At 48.8% G+C, this 20,552-nt stretch carries 9 protein-coding genes; 8 read left to right on the plus strand and 1 reads right to left on the minus strand.

Features of this window, described 5'->3' with window-relative positions; genetic code table 11:
- Positions 1-333: 333 nt before the first annotated feature.
- From ACLUWI_RS08895 to cydC, 5 genes are all read left to right on the plus strand, one after another.
- Positions 334-6,783 carry a mucin-binding protein gene (locus tag ACLUWI_RS08895; protein ID WP_412147023.1) on the plus strand — a complete coding sequence of 2,150 codons (6,450 nt, stop codon included), beginning with the start codon at positions 334-336 and terminating at the stop codon, positions 6,781-6,783.
- A 742-nt stretch (positions 6,784-7,525) separates the two neighbouring features.
- Complete coding sequence (locus ACLUWI_RS08900; protein WP_412144625.1) at positions 7,526-8,953, plus strand: cytochrome ubiquinol oxidase subunit I; 1,428 nt, start codon at positions 7,526-7,528, stop codon at positions 8,951-8,953.
- On the plus strand, positions 8,954-9,967 hold the full coding sequence (gene cydB / locus ACLUWI_RS08905; RefSeq protein ID WP_412147024.1) for a cytochrome d ubiquinol oxidase subunit II: 1,014 nt from the start codon (positions 8,954-8,956) through the stop codon (positions 9,965-9,967).
- A complete protein-coding gene (cydD, locus tag ACLUWI_RS08910; RefSeq protein WP_412147025.1) occupies positions 9,967-11,682 on the plus strand; it encodes a thiol reductant ABC exporter subunit CydD in 1,716 nt (571 codons plus the stop codon). The genes cydB and cydD overlap by 1 nt, the downstream gene beginning before the upstream one ends.
- On the plus strand, positions 11,675-13,441 hold the full coding sequence (cydC, locus tag ACLUWI_RS08915; RefSeq protein WP_412147026.1) for a thiol reductant ABC exporter subunit CydC: 1,767 nt from the start codon (positions 11,675-11,677) through the stop codon (positions 13,439-13,441). The genes cydD and cydC overlap by 8 nt, the downstream gene beginning before the upstream one ends.
- 205 nt (positions 13,442-13,646) lie before the next feature.
- Here the strand turns inward: cydC and ACLUWI_RS08920 are convergent, their stop codons facing one another.
- Entirely contained in the window at positions 13,647-14,639 is a 993-nt protein-coding gene (locus tag ACLUWI_RS08920; protein WP_412147027.1) for a polyprenyl synthetase family protein, read from the minus strand.
- Between the two features lie 60 nt (positions 14,640-14,699).
- Between ACLUWI_RS08920 and ACLUWI_RS08925 the strand changes: the two genes are divergently transcribed.
- The 3 genes from ACLUWI_RS08925 to ACLUWI_RS08935 form a co-directional block, all read left to right on the plus strand.
- Positions 14,700-15,602, plus strand: coding sequence for a prenyltransferase (locus ACLUWI_RS08925; protein WP_412147028.1), 903 nt, complete (start codon positions 14,700-14,702; stop codon positions 15,600-15,602).
- A 15-nt stretch (positions 15,603-15,617) separates the two neighbouring features.
- Complete coding sequence (locus ACLUWI_RS08930) at positions 15,618-16,823, plus strand: NAD(P)/FAD-dependent oxidoreductase (protein WP_412147029.1); 1,206 nt, start codon at positions 15,618-15,620, stop codon at positions 16,821-16,823.
- Between the two features lie 414 nt (positions 16,824-17,237).
- A partial coding sequence (locus ACLUWI_RS08935; RefSeq protein ID WP_412147030.1) for a YSIRK-type signal peptide-containing protein occupies positions 17,238-20,552 on the plus strand: 3,315 nt, incomplete at its 3' end.

The raw sequence follows: 20,552 nt of genomic DNA on the forward strand, positions 1-20,552 counted from the left end.
TATAGTGTGCTTACTTTTAACGATCATATGATAAGCGATAGTTTGAAAACGAGATAATTGAAAAAAGGAATTACCGCTTACGCTACGTTCATTTTTAATAGCGCTTTCTTTGGCTTTGAAACAGTGTTCGTATTTTTGAATGTCAGTATATCAATTGATTGTTAATACTTCGAATAGTTTAGTTTAGCTCGTAAATAGCGATTTAGTAAACCTCTTGATGTTGTATCTTAATTCGGTAAAATAGAAGTGTACCTATCAGTCTAAAAATAGCTGAAGGGCATGCTTTAGAAATTAATTGGATTTTGAGACGTTTAATTTGTGGGAGGGATCTTAATGCTTTCCAAAAACAATACATATATGAAAAAGAAAAAAACCGCCAATCAAGCGCAACGCTTTGGTTTGCGTAAATTAAGCATTGGTACGGTTTCAGTACTATTGGGGACCTTGGTGTTTATGGGGAATAGTGAAGTTTCGGCTGATACTACTACCGATACCACGAGCACTGGTACTGAGACAAAAGCCAACGCGACTACAGATTTAAATGCCAGTCAAGTAACGTTAAGTAGCACAAATTCTCAGGCGGCTGCCAGCGAAGGTACTTCGACGACCAGCCAAGCATCTTCAAGTACCGCGTCGGTTGCCAGTCAAGCGGCAGCTAGTTCAGTAACGGCTGTAAGTACGGCAACTACAGCTGCTGCCAAAACAACGACTTCAGCCACACCAACAGTAGCTGGAAGTGAAACAACCGCGAAGACTACTGCAACCACGACTCCAACAGCTGCTACGACTACAACGTCTGCCGCTAGTGATGACGCACTATCAAGCAAGGGTGAGATTGTAGCGACTGACAAAATCAGCAACAGTGATGTAACTCCTGGGATGAGTGATCCAAATGGGGCAAGTATTGTTGCAGATCAAAGCAAGATTCCAAGCGGGTATGAGACTGATCCTGCTGCCGATCGCTATACTTTTGGGATTGTCAGCTTGGGACCGACTGCGGCAACAGATGGTACTACTACTTATAATGGTGAAAATAATACCAACTACTACTTCCGTTTCTCAACTGGCAAGGCCGCTACGAATGGGCAATATGATGATACGGTTTATGCCCAATTGGTTGATGGTGATACTGGTCAAGTAATTTGGCAAGGAACACTGACGGTAAATGGAGCTGCCGTTCAAGTTGATAAATTAAAAACCGTGATTAGTGATGGTTCTACTCACTATTACCAATTGACTTATACCGCTACTACAAATAATGGTGTTACTACTAAGCAAATTAATGTTAATTCTGATGTAGGTACCCAGCTTTCTAAAGTTATCTATGATGCTGGTAACAGTACCAACACTTCGGCCGGAACCGTTGTCCACGTAATGTACCCAGACGAAAGCATGATTCGGACGGAATATATTGCTAAAGACGCGGCTGGCAACGAAACCATGCTGGCTGACTACGAACAGACTGGTCGGCAGGGTTATACCTACACTGCCTCTGGTGCGCGGATCTTTAAGGGCTTTGACCTAATCAGCGCACCTTCCAACACCACTGGGACCCTTTCAGCTTCATACAAAGTCGGCGATATTATTGTTTCAACGCAAAAGCAACTGTCAAATCAGCTGCAGATTGCCCGAATCAATGTAATCACGGATACTAATGGGACTGCTCGAGTTGTCCTTAAGGTAGCTGCCTTGGGGGCAAGTATTGATGATATTGCCGACGAAAGCATCTGGAAGACGATTTTAACTACGGATCCAGTTGCCCCAGGTGAATTCGGCAATAATGGTAATTATGATGCAGATACCCATAAGAATGGTGCTTTCTTACTCTATACAACATCTGGTGATCCGGTTGGTGTTAAGTATCTGACTGATGCTGGCTTTACTCAAGATCAGTTTACTTTTAAAAATTCTAAAGACTACCTTACTATCTACGGCTTGAACAACCGTCTGGCAGCTGGTCAAGAACCGGTTCAGTATTACTACGCTCCACAAGGTCAAGTTCGCATCAACTACGTAACCAGCGATGGTACGGCAATTAAAGCCCCAGCTGCAGCCTATGAGAATTCCGGGAAAAACACTACATATGATGTTTCTGGCTTAACCTACAAACCAGAAACAATTACAGTTAATGGCAAGACCTACCGTTATGTCAAAACCGATAAATCATTAGGAACAGCCGGTACAACGACGATTAATGGCTTTACATATAACACGACGCCATCTGATGCTACAGGAACGATCAATTCCAACACCGTTAATGATGTCTATTTTGTTTATGAAACTTATCATACCGAAGCTGAATCTAAGGACGTAACGCGGACGATCGAATACTACGACAGCGTGACTGGTGAAGCAATTCCAGCTGACTTGGAAAAAACGGTTACTCAGACTGCAACGCTGAACCGTAACAAGATCTATGATGATCAGAATAACTTCATCGGTTATGGTACTGTTTCAGCTGACGGTTCCAGTTACACGATCGATGACAGTTGGAAGGTGGCTGATCAGACTTGGACTAAGCAAGATTCTGCCGATCTTTTTGATTACGGCTACACGGCTCCTGATCGCGCTTCTGTAGCGGCGGTAACGGTTGATGGCGACACGACCAACGTGACGGAAAAGATTTACTATGGTCATCAAACAGTTCCAGTAACTCCAGAAAACCCAGGTACTCCAGGTAAACCAATCAATCCTAAGGGCGATGTTAATTATCCAGATGGCGTTGCCAAGGATGATTTGGCTGACACGGTTACGCGGACGATTAACTATATCGATGCTAAAAACAACCCGGTTAAAGGTGGGCCAAATGGCAAGGAGACTATCACCCAGACCGTAACGTTTGAACGGACCGCGATTGTTGATAAGGTTACTGGCAAGATTCTGGGCTATGATACTGACAATGATGGCAAGGTTGATACTGAAAATGCAGATCGTGCCTGGACACCGCTGAGTGCTGAATTTAGCGAAGTTAAGTCAGCTGATCCAAAGTCGTTGGGCTTTGACAACGTTGATAAGTCTACGGTATCTACGGTGATGATAGTTCCTGGCCAAGCTGATCTGAAGGAAACGGTTGTCTACAGCAATGATCCAATGGTAGTTGCCGGCACGATTCAATACATTGACGATACGACGAGCGTTCTTTTGGATGAAGACGTCTTGCCAGAAGGAGAAGTTGGCACCAAGATCAACTACACCACGGCTGACAAGATCAAGAGCTATGAAGACCAAGGCTATGAACTGGTTTACAACGACTTCACTGATGGTAGCCAAGTCTACGAAAAGGCTGGCAATGACTTTGAGGTTCACCTGAAGCACAAGACGCAAACCATCACGCCTAACGATCCAAATCAGGTAACTCCAGGTGACCCAATCAACCCTAACGATCCTAATAGCCCAGTTTACCCAACGGAAGTCGATCATAAGAATCTGATCAAGGCAGCGACCCAAACGATTCACTACGTTGGTGCCGGCGATAAAACGCCAGCTGACAAGTCCCAGACCAAAGAAGACGCCTTTACGCGGACGGTAACGATTGACAAGGTTACGGGTAAGGTCCTTTCAACCAGTGACTGGGAAGGTTCTAATACTTTTGGTACGGAAGACACGCCGGTTGTTGATGGCTACCACGCTGACAAGAAGGTAGCCGGTGGCTTGACGGCAACTGTCGACAAGCCAGACGTTGAAGAAACGGTAACCTACGCGCCAAACGGCAAGCTGATTCCGGTAGATGAAAACCATACGCCAATTCCAGGCGCAGACACGCCGACGTACACGACTGATCCGAATGATCCAACCAAAGTCTTGAATCCAACCGTGCCAAGTATTGATGGCTGGAAACCAAAAGATAATCAGCCCGGCGATTCAATTACGCCAAAAGATCCTGGTGAAGACACGGAGGTACCATACGTTCAAGTTGTCTCTGGCACAATCAAGTATGTCGATGACTCCACTAACGCAACGCTAGATCAATCACCGCTGCCAGAGGGCGAGGTTGGTAGCAAGATCAACTACACCACGGCTGACAAGATCAAGGATTACGAAGATCGAGGCTATGAACTGGTTTCTAGCGACTTTAATGATGGAACGCAGACCTACGCCAAGGAAGGCAATGATTTCGTAGTTCATTTAAAGCACGCCACCAAGCCGATCACGCCGGAAGATCCAGCCACGCCAGGCCAGCCGATCAATCCTAAGGGCAACGCGAAATATCCAAATGGCGTTGCCGAAGATGATTTGACTGACACGGTTACGCGGACGATTAACTATGTCGATGCGGACGGCAATCCGGTTAAGGGTGGGCCGAATGGCGAGACGACGATTAAGCAGACCGTGAACTTTGAGCGCACGGCCATCATCGATAAAGTCACCGGCCAGCTTTTGGGCTACGATACTAATAACGATGGCCAAGTTGATACAACGGATGCAGAACGTGCCTGGTCACCAATGCACGCGGAATTTGACGAGGTTGAATCCAAGGCGCCAGCTGAAGTCGGCTACCTGCACGTTGACCGGCCAAAAGTCAATAGTTATGGCGTAGTTCCTGGCGACAAAGACATTGTTGAAGAAGTCGTCTACAGCAATGATCCAATGGTAGTTGCTGGTACGATTCAATATATTGACGATACGACTGGGGCACTTTTAAGCGAAGCACCGCTGCCAGAGGGTGAGGTTGGTAGCAAGATCAACTACACCACGGCTGACAAGATCAAGGATTACGAAGATCAAGGCTATGAACTGGTTTCTAGCGACTTTAATGATGGAACGCAGACCTATGCTAAGGAAGGCAATGATTTCGTGGTTCATTTAAAGCACGCCACCAAGCCGATCACGCCGGAAGATCCAGTCACGCCAGGTCAGCCGATCAATCCTAAGGGCAACGCGGAATACCCAAATGGCGTTGCCAAAGACGACTTGACTGACACGGTTACGCGGACGATTAACTATGTCGATGCAGATGGCAATCCGGTTAAGGGTGGGCCAAATGGTGAGACGACGATTAAGCAGACCGTGAACTTTGAGCGCACGGCCATCATCGATAAAGTCACCGGCCAGCTTTTGGGCTATGATACCAATAACGATGGCCAAGTTGATACAACAGATGCAGAGCGGGCTTGGTCGCCGTTGCATGGAGAATTTGATGAAATTGAGTCAAAGACACCAGCTGAAGTCGGCTATCTGCATGTTGACCGGCCAAAAGTCAATAATTATGGTGTGGTTCCTGGCGACAAAGACATTGTTGAAGAAGTCGTCTACAGCAATGATCCAATGGTAGTTGCCGGCACGATTCAATATATTGACGATACGACTGGGGTACTTTTAAGCGAAGCACCGCTGCCAGAAGGAAAAGTTGGTGCCAAGATCAACTACACGACGGCTGACAAGATCAAGAACTACGAAGATCAAGGTTACGAACTGGTTTCTAGCGACTTTAATGATGGAACGCAGACCTACAGTGAGTCAGGCAATGATTTCGTGGTTCGCTTAAAGCACAAGACGCAGACGATTACGCCTAACGATCCTGATTTGGTAACGCCGGGTGAGCCGATTAATCCAAGCGATCCTAACAGTCCAGTCTATCCGCCGGCAACCGCGCGTGAAAATCTGATTAAGGCAGCGACCCAAACGATTCACTACGTTGGGGCCGGTGATGGAACGCCAGCTGATAAGGTTCAGACCAAAGAAGACGCCTTTACGCGGACGGTAACGATTGACAAGGTTACGGGCAAAGTCCTTTCAACCAGCGACTGGCAAGGATTCAAGACTTTCGGTACGGAAGACACGCCGGTAATTGATGGCTATCACGCCGATAAGAAGACAGCGGGCGGACTGACGGCAACGGTTGAGAATCCAAACGTTGAAGAAACGGTAACCTACGCGCCAAATGGCAAGATCGTTCCGGTTGACCCAAACAGCAACCCAATTCCAGGCACGGATACGCCAACCTACCCAACGGACCCGACTGATCCAACGAAGGTCGTGCCAAACGAGCCGATTCCGGATGTTCCCGGCTACACGCCGGTCGATCCAAGTCCGGTTACGCCAACCGATCCAGGCAAAGACACGCCAGTACCATACACGCAGAATCAGTATGGTTTGACGGAGCAGTTCGTCGATGAAGACGGCAATGAACTGTCACCAAGCGTATCCAAGGGCAGCTCCTACAAGCATGGCGATGCCTTTGACGTAACTGGGGATGCTAAGGTCATCAATGGCTACGTTCTGGTAAAACAGGAGAATACCAAGGGGACATTTGGCAATGGCGATGAAACCGCAAAGTTTGTCTACAAGAAGGTTGGCAAGATCATTCCGGTTGATCCAAATGGCAACCCAATTCCAGGCGCGGACACGCCAATCTACCAAAACGACCCTAATGATCCAAGCAAGGTGGTACCAAATGAGCCAACACCAACCGTTCCAGGCTATACGCCAAGTACGCCAAGCGTGACGCCAGACGATCCAACCACGGACACGCCGGTACCATACACCAAGAATGAAACGCCAACGACGCCGGCTACCCCGACAAATCCAAGCGAACCGACAACGCCTGGCACGCCAATTAGTCCGGCTGAACCGGTACAGCCACAGTCGCCGGCTGTTCCAGATCAAACGACGCCAGCCAACCAGCCAGCCGAATCATCAGCAGCAAGCGAGGCTAAATCAGCAACGCTGCCGCAGACTGGCAATGATGAAAATGAGGCAACAGCAGCTGCGGGCTTAGGTCTAGCAGGGATGTCATCGCTGCTGGCATTGTTCGGTACGCGCAAAAAGCGTCGTGAAGACTAGTTGTTGCATGGCAGTAGAATTTAATTGAAGATATAAGACGCAAAAAGACCGAACGCGGGCCAGTCCCGTGGTTCGGTCTTTTGTTGTTTTATTCGCTGCTCAGTTCAAATCTTCCACACGGATGTCTTTTACGCCATGCCAAACTGCTGCTTTCATAATTATCGGCCTTTCTTGAATAATTAATGCATAAACAAAAATGGCTTTCTGCAGGACATTGTGAATATCGACTTTGTGAATATATCTTATCACTAAATATCTGAAAGTGCTATAAAAACGCTTTAAAATTATTAATTTTAAGTTATAACCTTTGATGAATCGCCTATATACCAATGGTTGAAGGAGTTTGATTACTGATCGGCTAGTTAGTCAAAAAGATGGTAACACTTAATTTATATTTTCGACATTGTGAATTAGGAGATGACTTTCACAAACTTCAGCAAAAGATTGTGCAAATCGCATATTGTATCAATATAAATAAAATGGGGATGATTGTAGAAATTAGCTCAATTATCGCTAATTGGTTGATAACTTAAAATTGAACGATTTTAAGAGAATGACTGTTTCTTAAATAAATAAAAAATCGCCTAAATTGCCGAATAACTGTGGGGTGAAAGACAAAATTTAAATAAAGTGATTTGGATGTTGAAAGCCTTTTATCAAAGCGGTACACTAAGGCTATAAAAGCGGTATTCCTAATCTACTGATAAGCAATTAGGAAATAAGTTTAAAAGGGGATGTTAGAATGACAATCGTTAATCTAGCTCGTTTCCAATTTGCGATGACGACCGTTTTTCACTTCTTTTTCGTTCCGTTTTCAATCGGGACCGTTTTTGTCGTTGCAATTATGGAATCGATTTATGTTCATACCAAAAATGAACAATATCAACGAATGGCGAAATTCTGGGGCAAGATCTTTCTGCTCAGTTTTGCCGTTGGCGTGGTTACGGGACTAATTCAGGAATTCCAGTTTGGGATGAATTGGTCCGACTACTCACGCTTTATGGGTGATATTTTTGGCGCGCCGCTGGCTTTTGAGGCGCTGCTGTCGTTTTTCATCGAGTCAACGTTTATTGGCTTGTGGATGTTTACATGGGATCGGGTTGGTAAGAAACTGCACTTGTTCTTTATTTGGATGGTCGTGTTTGGGACATTGACCTCCGCACTTTGGATTCTGACCGCCAACTCTTTCATGCAGCATCCCGTCGGCTACACGATTCGTAATGGACGGGCCGAAATGGTTAACTTTGGCGCCTTGCTGACGAATCCACAGCTGTTCTTTGAATATGGGCACGTCGTCTTAGGGGCGCTGTTAACTGGCGCGACGATCATTACTGGTCTGGCTGCCTTCCAGCTGCTTAAGAAACGGCAGCTGTCAAAAGAAAATACCAAAGCCTATCACAAGACGATGCGGCTGGGCATGACATTGATGCTGGTCTTCTCCGTGGCAACGATGCTGATGGGGGACCTGCAGATGAAATACCTGATCAAGGAACAGCCAATGAAGTTTGCCGCCACGGAAGCCGTCTACAAGACTACCGGCAAGCAGGCGCCTTGGACGGTGGTCGGAATTGCTGATACCAAGACGCATGAAGTCAAAGGCAAGATTGATATCCCGGTCATGCTGAGTTTGCTTTCTTATGGCAAGACGACCGGTTCCGTCAAAGGGATGGAGCAGGTTAACGCTGAGCTTAAGAAACAATACGGTACGACGATTGCCGGTCACAAGATGAACTACTATGTACCGGTTAATACGCTGTTTTGGAGCTTCCGAGTAATGGCTGGTTTTGGGGCCTTGATCGCGCTGTGTTCGCTGGTTGGCTTGATCCTGACGCGCAAAAACAAGATGACACTCTATCAGCATCGTTGGTGTCTTTGGGTCATGGCTCTCTTAACATTTGCGCCGTTTTTGATGAATACCAGTGGCTGGCTGATTACGGAACTGGGGCGGGCACCGTGGACGGTTTATGGCCTGTTTACGATTGCCCAAAGCGTTTCGCCAAACGTTTCGGTAGCCTCACTGCTGATTTCCAACATCGTCTACTTCTGTCTGTTCAGTGGTTTGGCGGTGATCTTAATTGGTTTGATCGTGCGGGCACTGCACAATGATCCATTCGATCAGGCGGCGGCATCGGCTAAGATTATGGATCCATTTGCTAAGGGGGCGTTTTAAATGACAATGCTGCAGATACTATGGTTCTTTTTGATCGGTCTGCTGTTTGCGGCCTTCTTCTTTCTGGATGGCTTTGACTATGGCGTTGGCATGGCGGTTAAAACCCTGGCCCATAATGAGGCAGAGCGTACCCAGCTGATTCGTACGATTGGGCCAGTCTGGGATGGCAATGAGGTTTGGCTGATCACGGCTGGCGGGGCGATGTTTGCTTCGTTTCCATACTGGTACGCCACGCTGTTTTCAGGCTACTACCTGATTTTATTGGCAATTTTGGTTGGTCTGATTATTCGAGGCGTTTCGTTTGAGTTTCGGGCTCAGAGTCCCATGGAGAAAAAGCCGCTGTGGGATAACGCGCTGGCATTGGGCAGTCTGATCGTACCATTCTTTTTTGGCGTGATGTTTATCTCGATGATCAAGGGGATGCCGATCGACGCGCAGGGAAACATTCAAGCTGGCTTTTTAGACTACTTTAACTGGTTTTCGATCGTCGGCGGGGTTGCCTTGACTTTGTTGACCTACCTGCACGGCTTGAACTATATCGCGCTCAAGACGACGGGAGCGATTCAGGCTCGGGCCCAAAACTACAGTCAGGCGTTCTACTGGGTTCTATATCTGGGCGAGGTGGTCTTTGCGCTGCTTTTGCTCTTCCAAACCGACTTTATCAAGGTTCATCCGCTGGCAACGCTGCTGGGGCTGGCTTTGATCGTTGCCTTTTCAGTGCTGGCTCATGCCAATACCTTTAGGAACCGCAATGGCTGGGCATTCGTCTTCAGTGGACTGACGCTGGTTTCGCTGGTAGCGCTGCTGTTTAGCGGCTTGTTCCCACGCTTGATGATTTCTTCGATCAGCAGTCAGTACGATTTGATGATCAAGAGTGCGTCATCTTCAAACTACACGCTGATCGTAATGACGATCGCGACGCTGGTTCTGGTGCCATGCATTTTGGTATATACGATCTTTGCTTACTGGATCTTCCGCAAGCGGATTGAGATGCCGCGCGTTGAGGTACGTTAATGATTGATCGTGATTTATTTCAATTGCCGGGTTCCGGCGCGATCGTGAAACGGCTTGTCGGAATAAAGATTCTGCAGGCCGTTTTTATTATCGCTCAAGCCGCCTTCCTGGCTGATACGCTGTTTGTGCTGTGGCAGGGAAAAGGGCTGCGCTGGATGCTCTTGTGGGGCTTTATTGCCAGTTATACCTTGCGCCAGCTGCTTTTATGGTTGGAAAAACGCATTCTGGATGGTTTCGCGGAACAGACGGCCGTTGATCTGCGCGCGCGGCTGTTAAGCAAACTCTATGATCAGGGGCCGGCCTTGGTGCAGGAAAACGGGACCGGGAGCACGGTTGCCATGGCGCTTGATGGCATCGATGAAGTCAACCAGTACGTTAAGCTGACGTTCGACAAAACGATCGGCATGATGAGCGTACCCGTTTTGATCTTGATTGCCGTTGGGATTTTTGATTGGCGCTCGGCCGTGATCTTATTGGTGACCTATCCATTGATCATCTTGTTTATGATCATCTTGGGCAAGGCCGCCAAAGCCAAAGCTGAGCAACAATATGGCAGTTTTCAGCACTTATCGAACAATTTTATTGATTCACTGCGGGGGATCGACACGCTTAAGTATCTTGGCTTAAGCAAGCGCTACTCCAAAAGCATTTTTACGGCCAGCGAGCATTTCCGTAAACGAACGATGGCCGTGCTGAAAGTAGCGATGCTTTCAACGTTTGCTCTGGATTTTTTCACGACACTTTCCATCGCGGTAGTGGCCGTTTATCTGGGGTTTGATCTTTTAAATGGCCGCATGGCGCTTTTGAACGCGTTGGCCGTCTTGATTCTGGCACCGGAATACTATCTGCCGATGCGTCGGTTTGCTGGTGATTTTCATGCCACGCTCAATGGCCGCAACTCGTTTCATAAAATGCTGACGATCCTTAATCAGCCAGCTCAGCCGCGAAAAGAAGTGCCACTGCATTCCTGGGGGCCAGCAGACTGGCTGTCGATTGATTCCATGGCGTTTCAATATCCAAAAGGTACCAGCATTAAGCCGTTTTCGCTGCAGATCAAGGGCTGGCAGAAAGTTGGCATTATTGGGATGAGTGGCGCGGGTAAGACGACTTTGATCAATCTTTTGAGCGGTTTTTTGACTCCTGAACAGGGCGCGATCGAGATTCAGGAACAAAAGGTGACGACGCTCAATCTATCGGACTGGCAAAACCAGCTGCTTTATCTGCCGCAGTCGCCAACAATCTTTACAGCAACGGTGCGGCAAAACGTTGCCTTCTACACGCCAGACGTTTCCGATGATCAGATCAAGGCCGCGTTGGCAACGGTTGGCATGACTGATTGGCTGGCTAAGCTTCCCGATGGTCTGGCAACGATGATTGGGGCCGGACACCGCGAGCTTTCTGGCGGTCAGGCGCAGCGGATCGCGTTGGCCAGAGCCTTGCTGGACGACCAGCGGCGGGTCATGATGTTTGACGAGCCAACCGCTCATCTGGACATTGAAACCGAGTTGGAGCTGAAAGAACGCATGCTGCCGTTAATGGATCAGCGGCTGGTCTTTTTCGCTACGCATCGGCTGCATTGGATGAAGGAGATGGATTGGATCTTGGTAATGGATCATGGCGAGCTAGTTGAGCAGGGAACCTATGATGAGCTTTTGGCACGAAACGGCTATTTCGTCTCATTAATCAATGGAATGAGAGGTGAGCGGCATGTTTAGACAAATCAAGCTTTTTCGGATTTTAAAGCATGATTCGTGGGTGCGACCATTCCTGCGACGTTATCGCAAAAGTCTGATCCTGGCGATCTCGCTGGGGATTTTGACGTTTATCGGCGCGGCCGGGCTGATGTTTAGTGCCGGCTACCTGATCAGTCGCGCCGCTGAGCAGCCGGTCAACATTCTGTTAATCTACGTGCCGATCGTTTTGACGCGCGCGTTTGGGATTGGTCGCCCCACGCTGCATTATGCCGAGCGCCTGGTCAGTCACAACTGGGTGCTTAAGATGACTTCCAGATTGCGGCAGCGACTGTATGATGCTTTGGAAACCGATGCAATCTTTTGGCGCCGCCGCTATCAGCTGGGAGATCTGCTGGGATTACTAGCCGACGATATTGGTCATATTCAAAACCTTTATCTGCGAACGATTTTTCCAATGCTGGTTGCCTGGGGCCTTTACGTGATCTTGATTATCGCGCTGGGCTGGCTTTCACCATTATTAGGGCTGGCCGTGCTGCTGATCTTTGGCCTGATGATCATCGCCATTCCGTGGTGGTCAACGGTGATCAATGGAGCGCGCCAGATGAAAGACAAACAGCTGCGCGATCAGATGTACGCCGAATTGACAGATGATGTCTTGGGGCTGGCGGACTGGCGCTTAGCTGGTCGCCGAAAAGACTATCTGAAACGTCATGAGGCAACGGAAAAGCTGGCGATGAACAATCGGCTGGCGGAGCACCGATTTGCTCGGCGGCGGGATTTCTTAATGGAGATGCTGTTTTTATTGATGGCGGTCAGTCTGGTTCTCTGGGGCGCCGCGCGCTGGGGACAGTATCATGGCGGCGCGGCGGATTGGATTGCCGCACTGGTATTGGCTCTGTTTCCGCTCGCTGACGCGCTGTCGCCGCTGCCGGCCGCGGCTCAGGAAACCAATCTTTATGGCGAGTCGCTGCGCCGCTTAAATGGGCTGCCGGCTACCGAGCAAACGCCAACTGCTGATTCGCTTCCCCGCGCGCCATTTCAAATTGAGCTGCGTGATCTGCATTATCGCTATCAAGCTGATGATGCCGAAGTGCTCAAAGGAATCGATTTAACGATTAAGGCAGGGGAAAAGCTTGCCGTGCTTGGGCGTAGTGGGAGTGGGAAAACGACCCTGCTTTCTTTATTGCGGGGCGATCTGCGGCCAACGCAGGGAATCGTGACTGTAGGAGGTATTCCGAGTTTTGAGCTAGGGGATCTGGCGGCTGAATTGTTTGGCGTTATCAATCAGCAGCCTTATCTATTCAATACCACGATTGCCAATAATCTCCGGCTGGGCAATGAAGAAGCCAGTGATGAACAGTTGAAAGACGCGCTAATGCGGGTTGGCCTTTGGGAAATGATTGACCAGCTGCCGCAGAAAATGGAGACGCCGGTTGCTGAAGCCGGGCTGCGCTTTTCTGGTGGTGAGCGGCATCGACTAGCGCTGGCGCGGATTCTGCTGCACGACGCGCCGATCGTTTTGCTGGATGAGCCAACGGTTGGTCTGGATCCTATTACGGAGCGTCAGGTAATCGAAACGTTTCAAACGCAGCTGCATGATCGCACGCTGATCTGGGTGACGCACCACCTGCAAGGAGTCGAACGGATGGACCGTGTGATCTTGATTAAAGATGGTCAGCTCAAACTGCAAGGCACGCCGGCTGAGTTATGGCAGCAAAGCGCGTACTATCGCGGTCTGCTGACTGCTGATCAGGGCGGAACCGTTGAACCTGGCGAATAAGCGTGGTTAATAAAAAGCATCGGCAAGCTGCCGATGCGATTAATCTGATTTTGGAACGGGATAGATGTTTTTTTGCTGCTGAATTTAGGAATTAAGCGACGCGCTTTAGAGCTGGGAAAAGATTAAATGAAAAAGCGCCCAGCTGATTGCGGAGTGCTTGATGGCATGGGATGAGTCGTTGCAAATCTTCAAGGCGTATGGCTGGCTAAACGGTTCTTTGCATGAGCTGTTGCGTCAGCTGACCTAACAGGCGCTGAGCCGGGGAATCCGGCAGCTTTTTCAGCCACTGATCGGCCTTTCGCGTAAATCGCAGGGCTAACTGACGGGCATCATCCAGCGCGCCGCTGTTGATTACAATGGCCTTGATCTGCTGCTCGCTGGCGGGGGTCAGCGGTCGTTCAAGCAGCGGCTGCAGTTCTTTGACCGCAGTCGGATGCTGCAGGGCCAATAAAAGCGGCAGTGAATAGACGCCGGTGGCCAGATCCTGCATTACAGGCTTGTTGAGCTTGCTTTGCTCGGTATAGTCAAGCAGATCGTCAATGATTTGAAAGGCAATGCCCAGGTTCTGACCAAAGCGCGCGGCATAAGCGGTGGTTTGCTGATCAGCCCCAGCAAAATGCGCGCCTTCACTGGCGGCCAGCTGGAAAAGAGCCGCCGTCTTGCCGTTGACGTTGCGCAAATACTGGGTGACTTGCTGTTGTTGATGATAGCGCAGCGCCATCTGTCCTAATTCGCCATCTAAAATCTTTTTCATGGCCCGTGCGTTGATCTGCAGATACTCATCGCTGGCCAGGTTGGTGATTAAAAGGTCAAAAAACTGGGTAAACAGCAGGTCGCCGGCATAGACCGCGGTATCCTTGCCAAATTGGGATTGAACGCTGACTTGACCGCGACGCTTGGGCGAATCATCGATAATGTCGTCATGAATCAACGTTGCCATGTGTAGAATCTCGATTGACGCGCCCAGCTGAATCAAACGGCTGCGCGTGGCAAGGTTCCAATCATTGGGTGCGGCTGCCTTAGCTACCAGCAGCAGCAGCGTCGGGCGCAGAAACTTGCCGCCGTGACTGGCCATCTGCTGCAAGGCATGTGCCAGTTCGGGATTGCGACACTGCAGGCGAGTGTTGATGAGTTGGCGAACCTGTTTTAATTCACTGCCGATTAAGTGTTTGGTTTGAGTTTGAAATGAATTGATCATAATGATGAGTTCCTTAACTAAATAATTTTTGTTGCAAGAGATGAAAGGATTGCTTAGAAAATGTCGCTGAAAGTTTTTTTGGAATTGATTGAGGTGAAGGCCAAAGCTGCCAGTCTGCTGCCCTTTTTATTGGGCGTTGGCTACAGCATCTGGTACTACCATGCGTTTGACTGGCGGGTAATGCTGGTGTTTTTGATCGCGATGCTGCTGTTCAACATGGCCGTCGACGTAATGGACAACTACAACGATTACCGCCATGCCATCGACACTGAGGTCTACCAGCAAAAGACCAATATCATTGGTCGCGAGCAGCTGTCATTATCAGCCATGCGCCGTCTGATTGCCGGGATGGTGTTGATCGCGTCGCTATTGGGCATTTGGCTGGTGGCTCAGGTTGGCTGGCCGCTTTTGGGAATGGGCGTCTTCTGCTTTTTGGTTGGGATCTTTTATTCATTTGGTCCCTATCCACTGTCCGGACTGCCGGTGGGTGAGTTCTTCGCTGGTTTTACGATGGGCTTTATGATTGTTTTGATCACCATCTATCTAAACGTGCAGGGGAATTTTTCCTGGGATTGGCCAAGTCTGGGGCGGATCCTGGTGTTGGCAATGCCGTTGGAGCTTTGGATCTCGAATCTGCTGCTGGCCAACAACCTTTGCGACGTGGAAGAGGATCTGCGCAATCATCGGCATACGATTGTCCGGCTGTTGGGCAAGCGGGCCTGTTTGATTGCGTTTAGCATCAAAAACGTCCTGGCATTTTTGTTTATCACTATATCACCATTCTTTCATATTTCACCATTTACGGTAATTTTATCTTTGCTTATTGTACCTTTCGTTTTCAAACAGAACAAGATGCTTATCAAAAGACAAGTTAAAAAGGAGACGTTTATTTGCGCTGTTCGCATCTTGATGGTTGGCGGCGCGACTCAGGTTCTGACTTATCTAATTGGAATGGTTCTCTAAAAGGGGTTGAAGGAAATGAAAAAAATCGTCATTTTAGGTGCTGGCTATGCTGGCTTGAAAACCGTTGTTGAATTGCAGAAAAAAGTAGCTAAAACGGCTGAGATTACGCTGGTTGAACAAAACGACTATCATTATGAGGCAACCAATCTGCATGAGGTTGCGGCCGGCAACGTTGCGCCAGAACGGATCTGTTTTGACATTCAAGACGTCCTTAGTCCTGCCGTTAAGCTGATCAAGGATCGCGTCGTCAAGGTAGATCCTGATGCTAAGCAGATTGAGCTGGCCGAACACGCGCCGCTCAACTACGACTACTGCGTGCTGGCATTGGGTTTTGTCTCGGAAACATTTGGCATCAAGGGAGCCGCGGAAAACAGCCTGCCAATGGCCAATGTTGACCAGGCAGCTCAGATTGCTGATCATTTAAATGAACAGATGGTGCAGTACCGTACTGATCATAATCCAGATCATCTCAAGATCATCATTTGCGGGGCAGGCTTTACCGGCATCGAATTGGCAGGGGCCCTTTACGATGCCAGAAAGCGTCTGGCCAAGTTGGCAGCAGTCGATCCAGGCACGATCCAGATCAAGATGATTGATGCCTCGCCACGGATCTTGCCGATGTTTGACGATAAGATGAAGGATTATGCCGTTAAACTGATGCAAAAAGAACAGCTGACTCTACAAGGACAGGCGGCAATCAAAGAAATCAAGCCGGGCGCGGTCGTTTATCAAACCAAGGATGAACAGCTTCATGAGGAAACGGCCGGAACGATTATCTGGACAACAGGGGTCAGCGGCAGTCCGGTCATGGCAGCCTCTGATCTGCCGCAGCGGCGTGGCCGGGTGATGGTGACTGATCGCTTGACGGCCCCAGAATATGATGATCTGTACGTTTTGGGCGACGTGGCCGCGGTAATGCCGCCAGATGGCAAGCGTCCTTACCCAACCACGGCTCAGATCGCGCTGACGATGGGGATCTACGCGGCCAAGGATCTTGCCGCACGGGCAGCCGGCAGTCAGCGTCCCGGCCCATATTCATATCACTCGCTGGGGACCGTGGCTTCAATGGGCAACACGCATGCTTTTGGCGTCGCGATGGGGATGAAGTATTATGGCTACCCAGCTTCGGTAATCAAGAAGATGATTGCCAACAAGTCGCTGATTGAAACTGGCGGTGTCAAGGAGCTGCTTGCCAAGGGCCGGTTTGATCTGTATCACTAATAATCATTCAATTAAATCTGACAGCGGCAAAAACGCGCCATCTCATGTCATCAGGCTTGAGACGGCGCGTTTACTGTTTGAGAAGGATTTTGCTACTGTCGATCGAATCTGGTGAGCTATCGATTGAAACTGGTAAATTGAACAGATTTGTTTGTTATTGTTCGATTCATTAAATAACTTAAAGAAACTCAAAATTTAGTTTGGATTATCACGTGTATATATTGTTTAAATCAAGCAAGATTCCTTAAATATTCGTATTTAATTTAGTAAGATAAGAAGTAAAAGAAAGCGGTATTTTGTAGTTATTGTTATATATTGATAAAAGAAAAATACAGCTTTTTGCTAATTGTCTTCATTGGTCATTCAATTGCTTGTGTAACGTTTGGTGGCAGTGAAGAAAGCGAGGGGAAAAACATGTTATCAAAGAATAATCGGCAAATGCTTGATCGTAAGATGGAGCGGCGATCATTTCGCTTTTCGCTGCGGAAATTGAATACGGGCCTGGCTTCCGTTGTTGTGGGCTTTACGTTTGGGTATGGTCTAATATCTGATCAGCCGCTGGTTCATGCTGACGAAACGGCTTCCTCGGTAAGCAGCGTTTCAACAGCCAATCATAATTCAGCAGCGGACAGTGAGGCAGTCCTCAGAACCGAGCCGTCAATGCTGGCTTCAGAATCGGCAAGTGCGGGTACTGAGGCAGATTCATCGTCAACTAGCCTTGCTTCAGCAGCTGACGTTTCTGCTTCATCATCAGTTGCTGACACAGAACCAGCCAGCACGCGGGAGACAACTGCTGTCATCAGCCAGGCCGCAGCGGGATCTGCTTTTGACAGTAGCAGTGCGGCGATTCAGGAAAATTCACTGACGCTTTCCGGTACCGAGATTGGCAACACTGGGAACAGTCAGCGTGATATCACGGCAACGATTTCTTATACGGGGAATGCTGGCGATAAGGTGACCTTTAAGCTACCAGCCAATCAGGATGGTCAAAACCAAGTTGCCTACTACATCGTTGGGGCCTCGTCGCTTTCGATTGCCGACACGACGATTACCAATGATTCGACAAATGGTTTTTATTACGTTACCAATGTTTTGAAGCAAAGCGGCAGCATCAGCCAAAAAATCTCGATTGCCAGTCGTCGCAATGATTATTTTGATGGTCAGCTGATTGACAGTGAATCAATTGGTCAGCGCGAGTTTACGGCGACCCTGTCTGCCGTTGATGGTAATGGCAACGATTTGGGCTCAACCGCCAAAACGTTCACGCAGATCATCAATCCTGACATGAAGCCAGCTTTGAGTCGTGAACCAAGCAGCGAAGCCTCTGAAACACTTTTGCCAAACATTGACTACACATACAAGCTGGATTTGAAGGAAACTAAAGGCATCTATGATAATGAAAAATACCCAACTGCCCGCGTTAGCAGCAGCGTCAACTATGGGACAACGATTACGATTCCGGTTCCCGCCAGCTTTAAGCTGAATGCTGACGCAACGGCTGTCAAAAATGCCTTTACTGATGGAACGACAATTACGCAGGCGCAGACGGGTGCCGATATTATCATCATGGTGCCGAAAGGAGCAGGATCGACGCTGGCCCAGGCTGACTTGCCATATTATCTGGTTGGGCAGTACGTCGTAAGCGGCAATGTTGATGCAACAGTAACGGCTGCTGGCAACATTACGATCGTACAGAACCTTAATGATCAACAGAACCATCAGCTGATCAAGACACTGAATGAGCCATGGACCGAAAAGCTGAACTCAATCGCGCAGCCAGGCAAGCCGGGCGGATCAGCGGCTGGCGCGTGGGATGATAAGACGATCTCGATCAGCGATGCGACGGCAAGCAAGCCATCTGCGACCAAGATCTCAACGTTTGGAATCCAGAACATTACGATTTACGATCTGAATGACGCAACGCTGACGTTTACGATTGCGGACGGTTTTAAGGCTACTGGGATCACGACTGCTAAATTAAACGGCGTCACCAAATACTCATACGTGCTCTCCTATGCTGATGGCACCAGCAGTCAAGGGACGGTGGCTGCCGGGGGAACGATCAGCGCTAAGGGGACCAGCTCAATTCGCCGGGCCGTCTTAACCCCAGATCTGATCAAAGCTGGGGCTGCCACTGATGTTGCCTTGTATGCTATGAATGGTACGATTGGCAATTACTTTTACATCAATGGTCGTTTGACCGAGAAGTATGATGACGGCACGGCGGTTCAGGTTGGCGATCAGCTGACGAATACGCTGACGATCAGTGGTTCTAATCTGAACTCAAGCGTGCTCAGCGTTACCCAGACGATTACGGGCGGACTGTCTAGCAACTTCAAAGCCAATGGCGGTGGGGGTGGCGGCTACGCGGGAACCATTGGCGTCGGTTCAATTACCAATGGCTATGCCGGTGAATGGCCGACCTATGTTTTGGATCATCCAATCTTTTATATCAAGCTGCCTCAGTATACGTCATTTAACCCGGATCTTTCCATTTTTGAGGGCAATCCGGTGGTCTCCACTTTCTATGTCAATAACGGTCAAGAACAGGTCGTCAAGCTGGACTACAGTCAAAGTGATTACGTCTTTGATAACAGTAAGCTCTTTACCAACGATACCAATGGCGTCTTTAAAGTATCGTTTGACATCAACAATGATGCCTTGCCGGGGATGTATCAAGGCTTGGTCTACGTCAAAACGTCAACGCCGCTGCCTAAGAATCAAAAGGCAATCAATGATAAAAAGCTTTATAAACCAGAATATACAGGCGGGGTGGTTACTGACGACACCTATGTAGCCAACGCTTTTTCCACGCAGGTTCTGAGTCCCGGCGCTGAATTTACGATTGGCGGTGTCAGTCAAGGTAATGCTGATGGGATCGATTATCATAATCACGGCAGCTCGCTTAATTCGGGCGATGATTCAATGAGCTACAAGCTGACGCCCAAGAATTTAACTGACAGCGATCTGACCAATTCACGAATCTATGTCAACCTGCCTGACAATGCTGACGTGATACTGACGGGGCCGGTCGCGGTAAATACCACGGGTAGCGTGATGGTCCTTTATTCAACCACGGCCGTTGATCTGACCGATAATGCCGAACCGAATACCAGTAGCTGGCTGACGGCTAATGAAGTGAAAGACTGGTCGCAGATTAAGAGCTTTGTGATCCAGCAGCCAACGTTAGCCATCTCAACCGCGGCTAACCTCAGCAGCATCGTCATCAACGTCAAAGACCGGTCGCTGGCTGATGACGCGGGCAAGAAACTGGAGCTGGGCTATAAATCCTATGCTGATCAGTTCGCGACGCCGATCAAACAGCCAAACGCGACCTATGTTCAGATCTACGGGCCAAGTAAGGAAACTAAGACGGTAACGCGGACGATCAACGTTCACCAGCCAGATGGCACGATTGCCGTTACCACACAGACAGCCACGATTACTCGAATCAACACGGTACAAAAGGATGGCACGAGTACGACTGGTACTTGGAGCACGTCTGGCTGGGAAGCATTTAGCGCGCCGGAATTTACCGGCTACACGCCAGATACCGCATCCGTTGCTGAGGTAGTCGTTGATGAAAACTCAACAGATCAGACGATTGACATTACCTACCAGGCAAACAAATATCAGTTGACTGAACAGTTCGTGGATGAAGATGGCAACGAATTGGTGCCAAGCAAGGACAGCAGCTACCACTATGGTGACTCGTTTGACGTAACTGGA

This window comes from Limosilactobacillus mucosae, from assembly GCF_046939755.1.
Taxonomy (GTDB): Bacteria; Bacillota; Bacilli; order Lactobacillales; family Lactobacillaceae; genus Limosilactobacillus; species Limosilactobacillus mucosae_A.

Coding starts and splice junctions, on each gene's coding strand:
- ACLUWI_RS08920 (WP_412147027.1), bottom strand. CDS start 14,639: ATGATCAATTCATTTCAAACTCAAACCAAACACTTAATCGGCAGTGAA.
- ACLUWI_RS08925 (WP_412147028.1), top strand. CDS start 14,700: ATGTCGCTGAAAGTTTTTTTGGAATTGATTGAGGTGAAGGCCAAAGCT.
- ACLUWI_RS08900 (WP_412144625.1), top strand. CDS start 7,526: ATGACAATCGTTAATCTAGCTCGTTTCCAATTTGCGATGACGACCGTT.
- cydD (WP_412147025.1), top strand. CDS start 9,967: ATGATTGATCGTGATTTATTTCAATTGCCGGGTTCCGGCGCGATCGTG.
- ACLUWI_RS08895 (WP_412147023.1), top strand. CDS start 334: ATGCTTTCCAAAAACAATACATATATGAAAAAGAAAAAAACCGCCAAT.
- cydC (WP_412147026.1), top strand. CDS start 11,675: ATGTTTAGACAAATCAAGCTTTTTCGGATTTTAAAGCATGATTCGTGG.
- ACLUWI_RS08930 (WP_412147029.1), top strand. CDS start 15,618: ATGAAAAAAATCGTCATTTTAGGTGCTGGCTATGCTGGCTTGAAAACC.
- cydB (WP_412147024.1), top strand. CDS start 8,954: ATGACAATGCTGCAGATACTATGGTTCTTTTTGATCGGTCTGCTGTTT.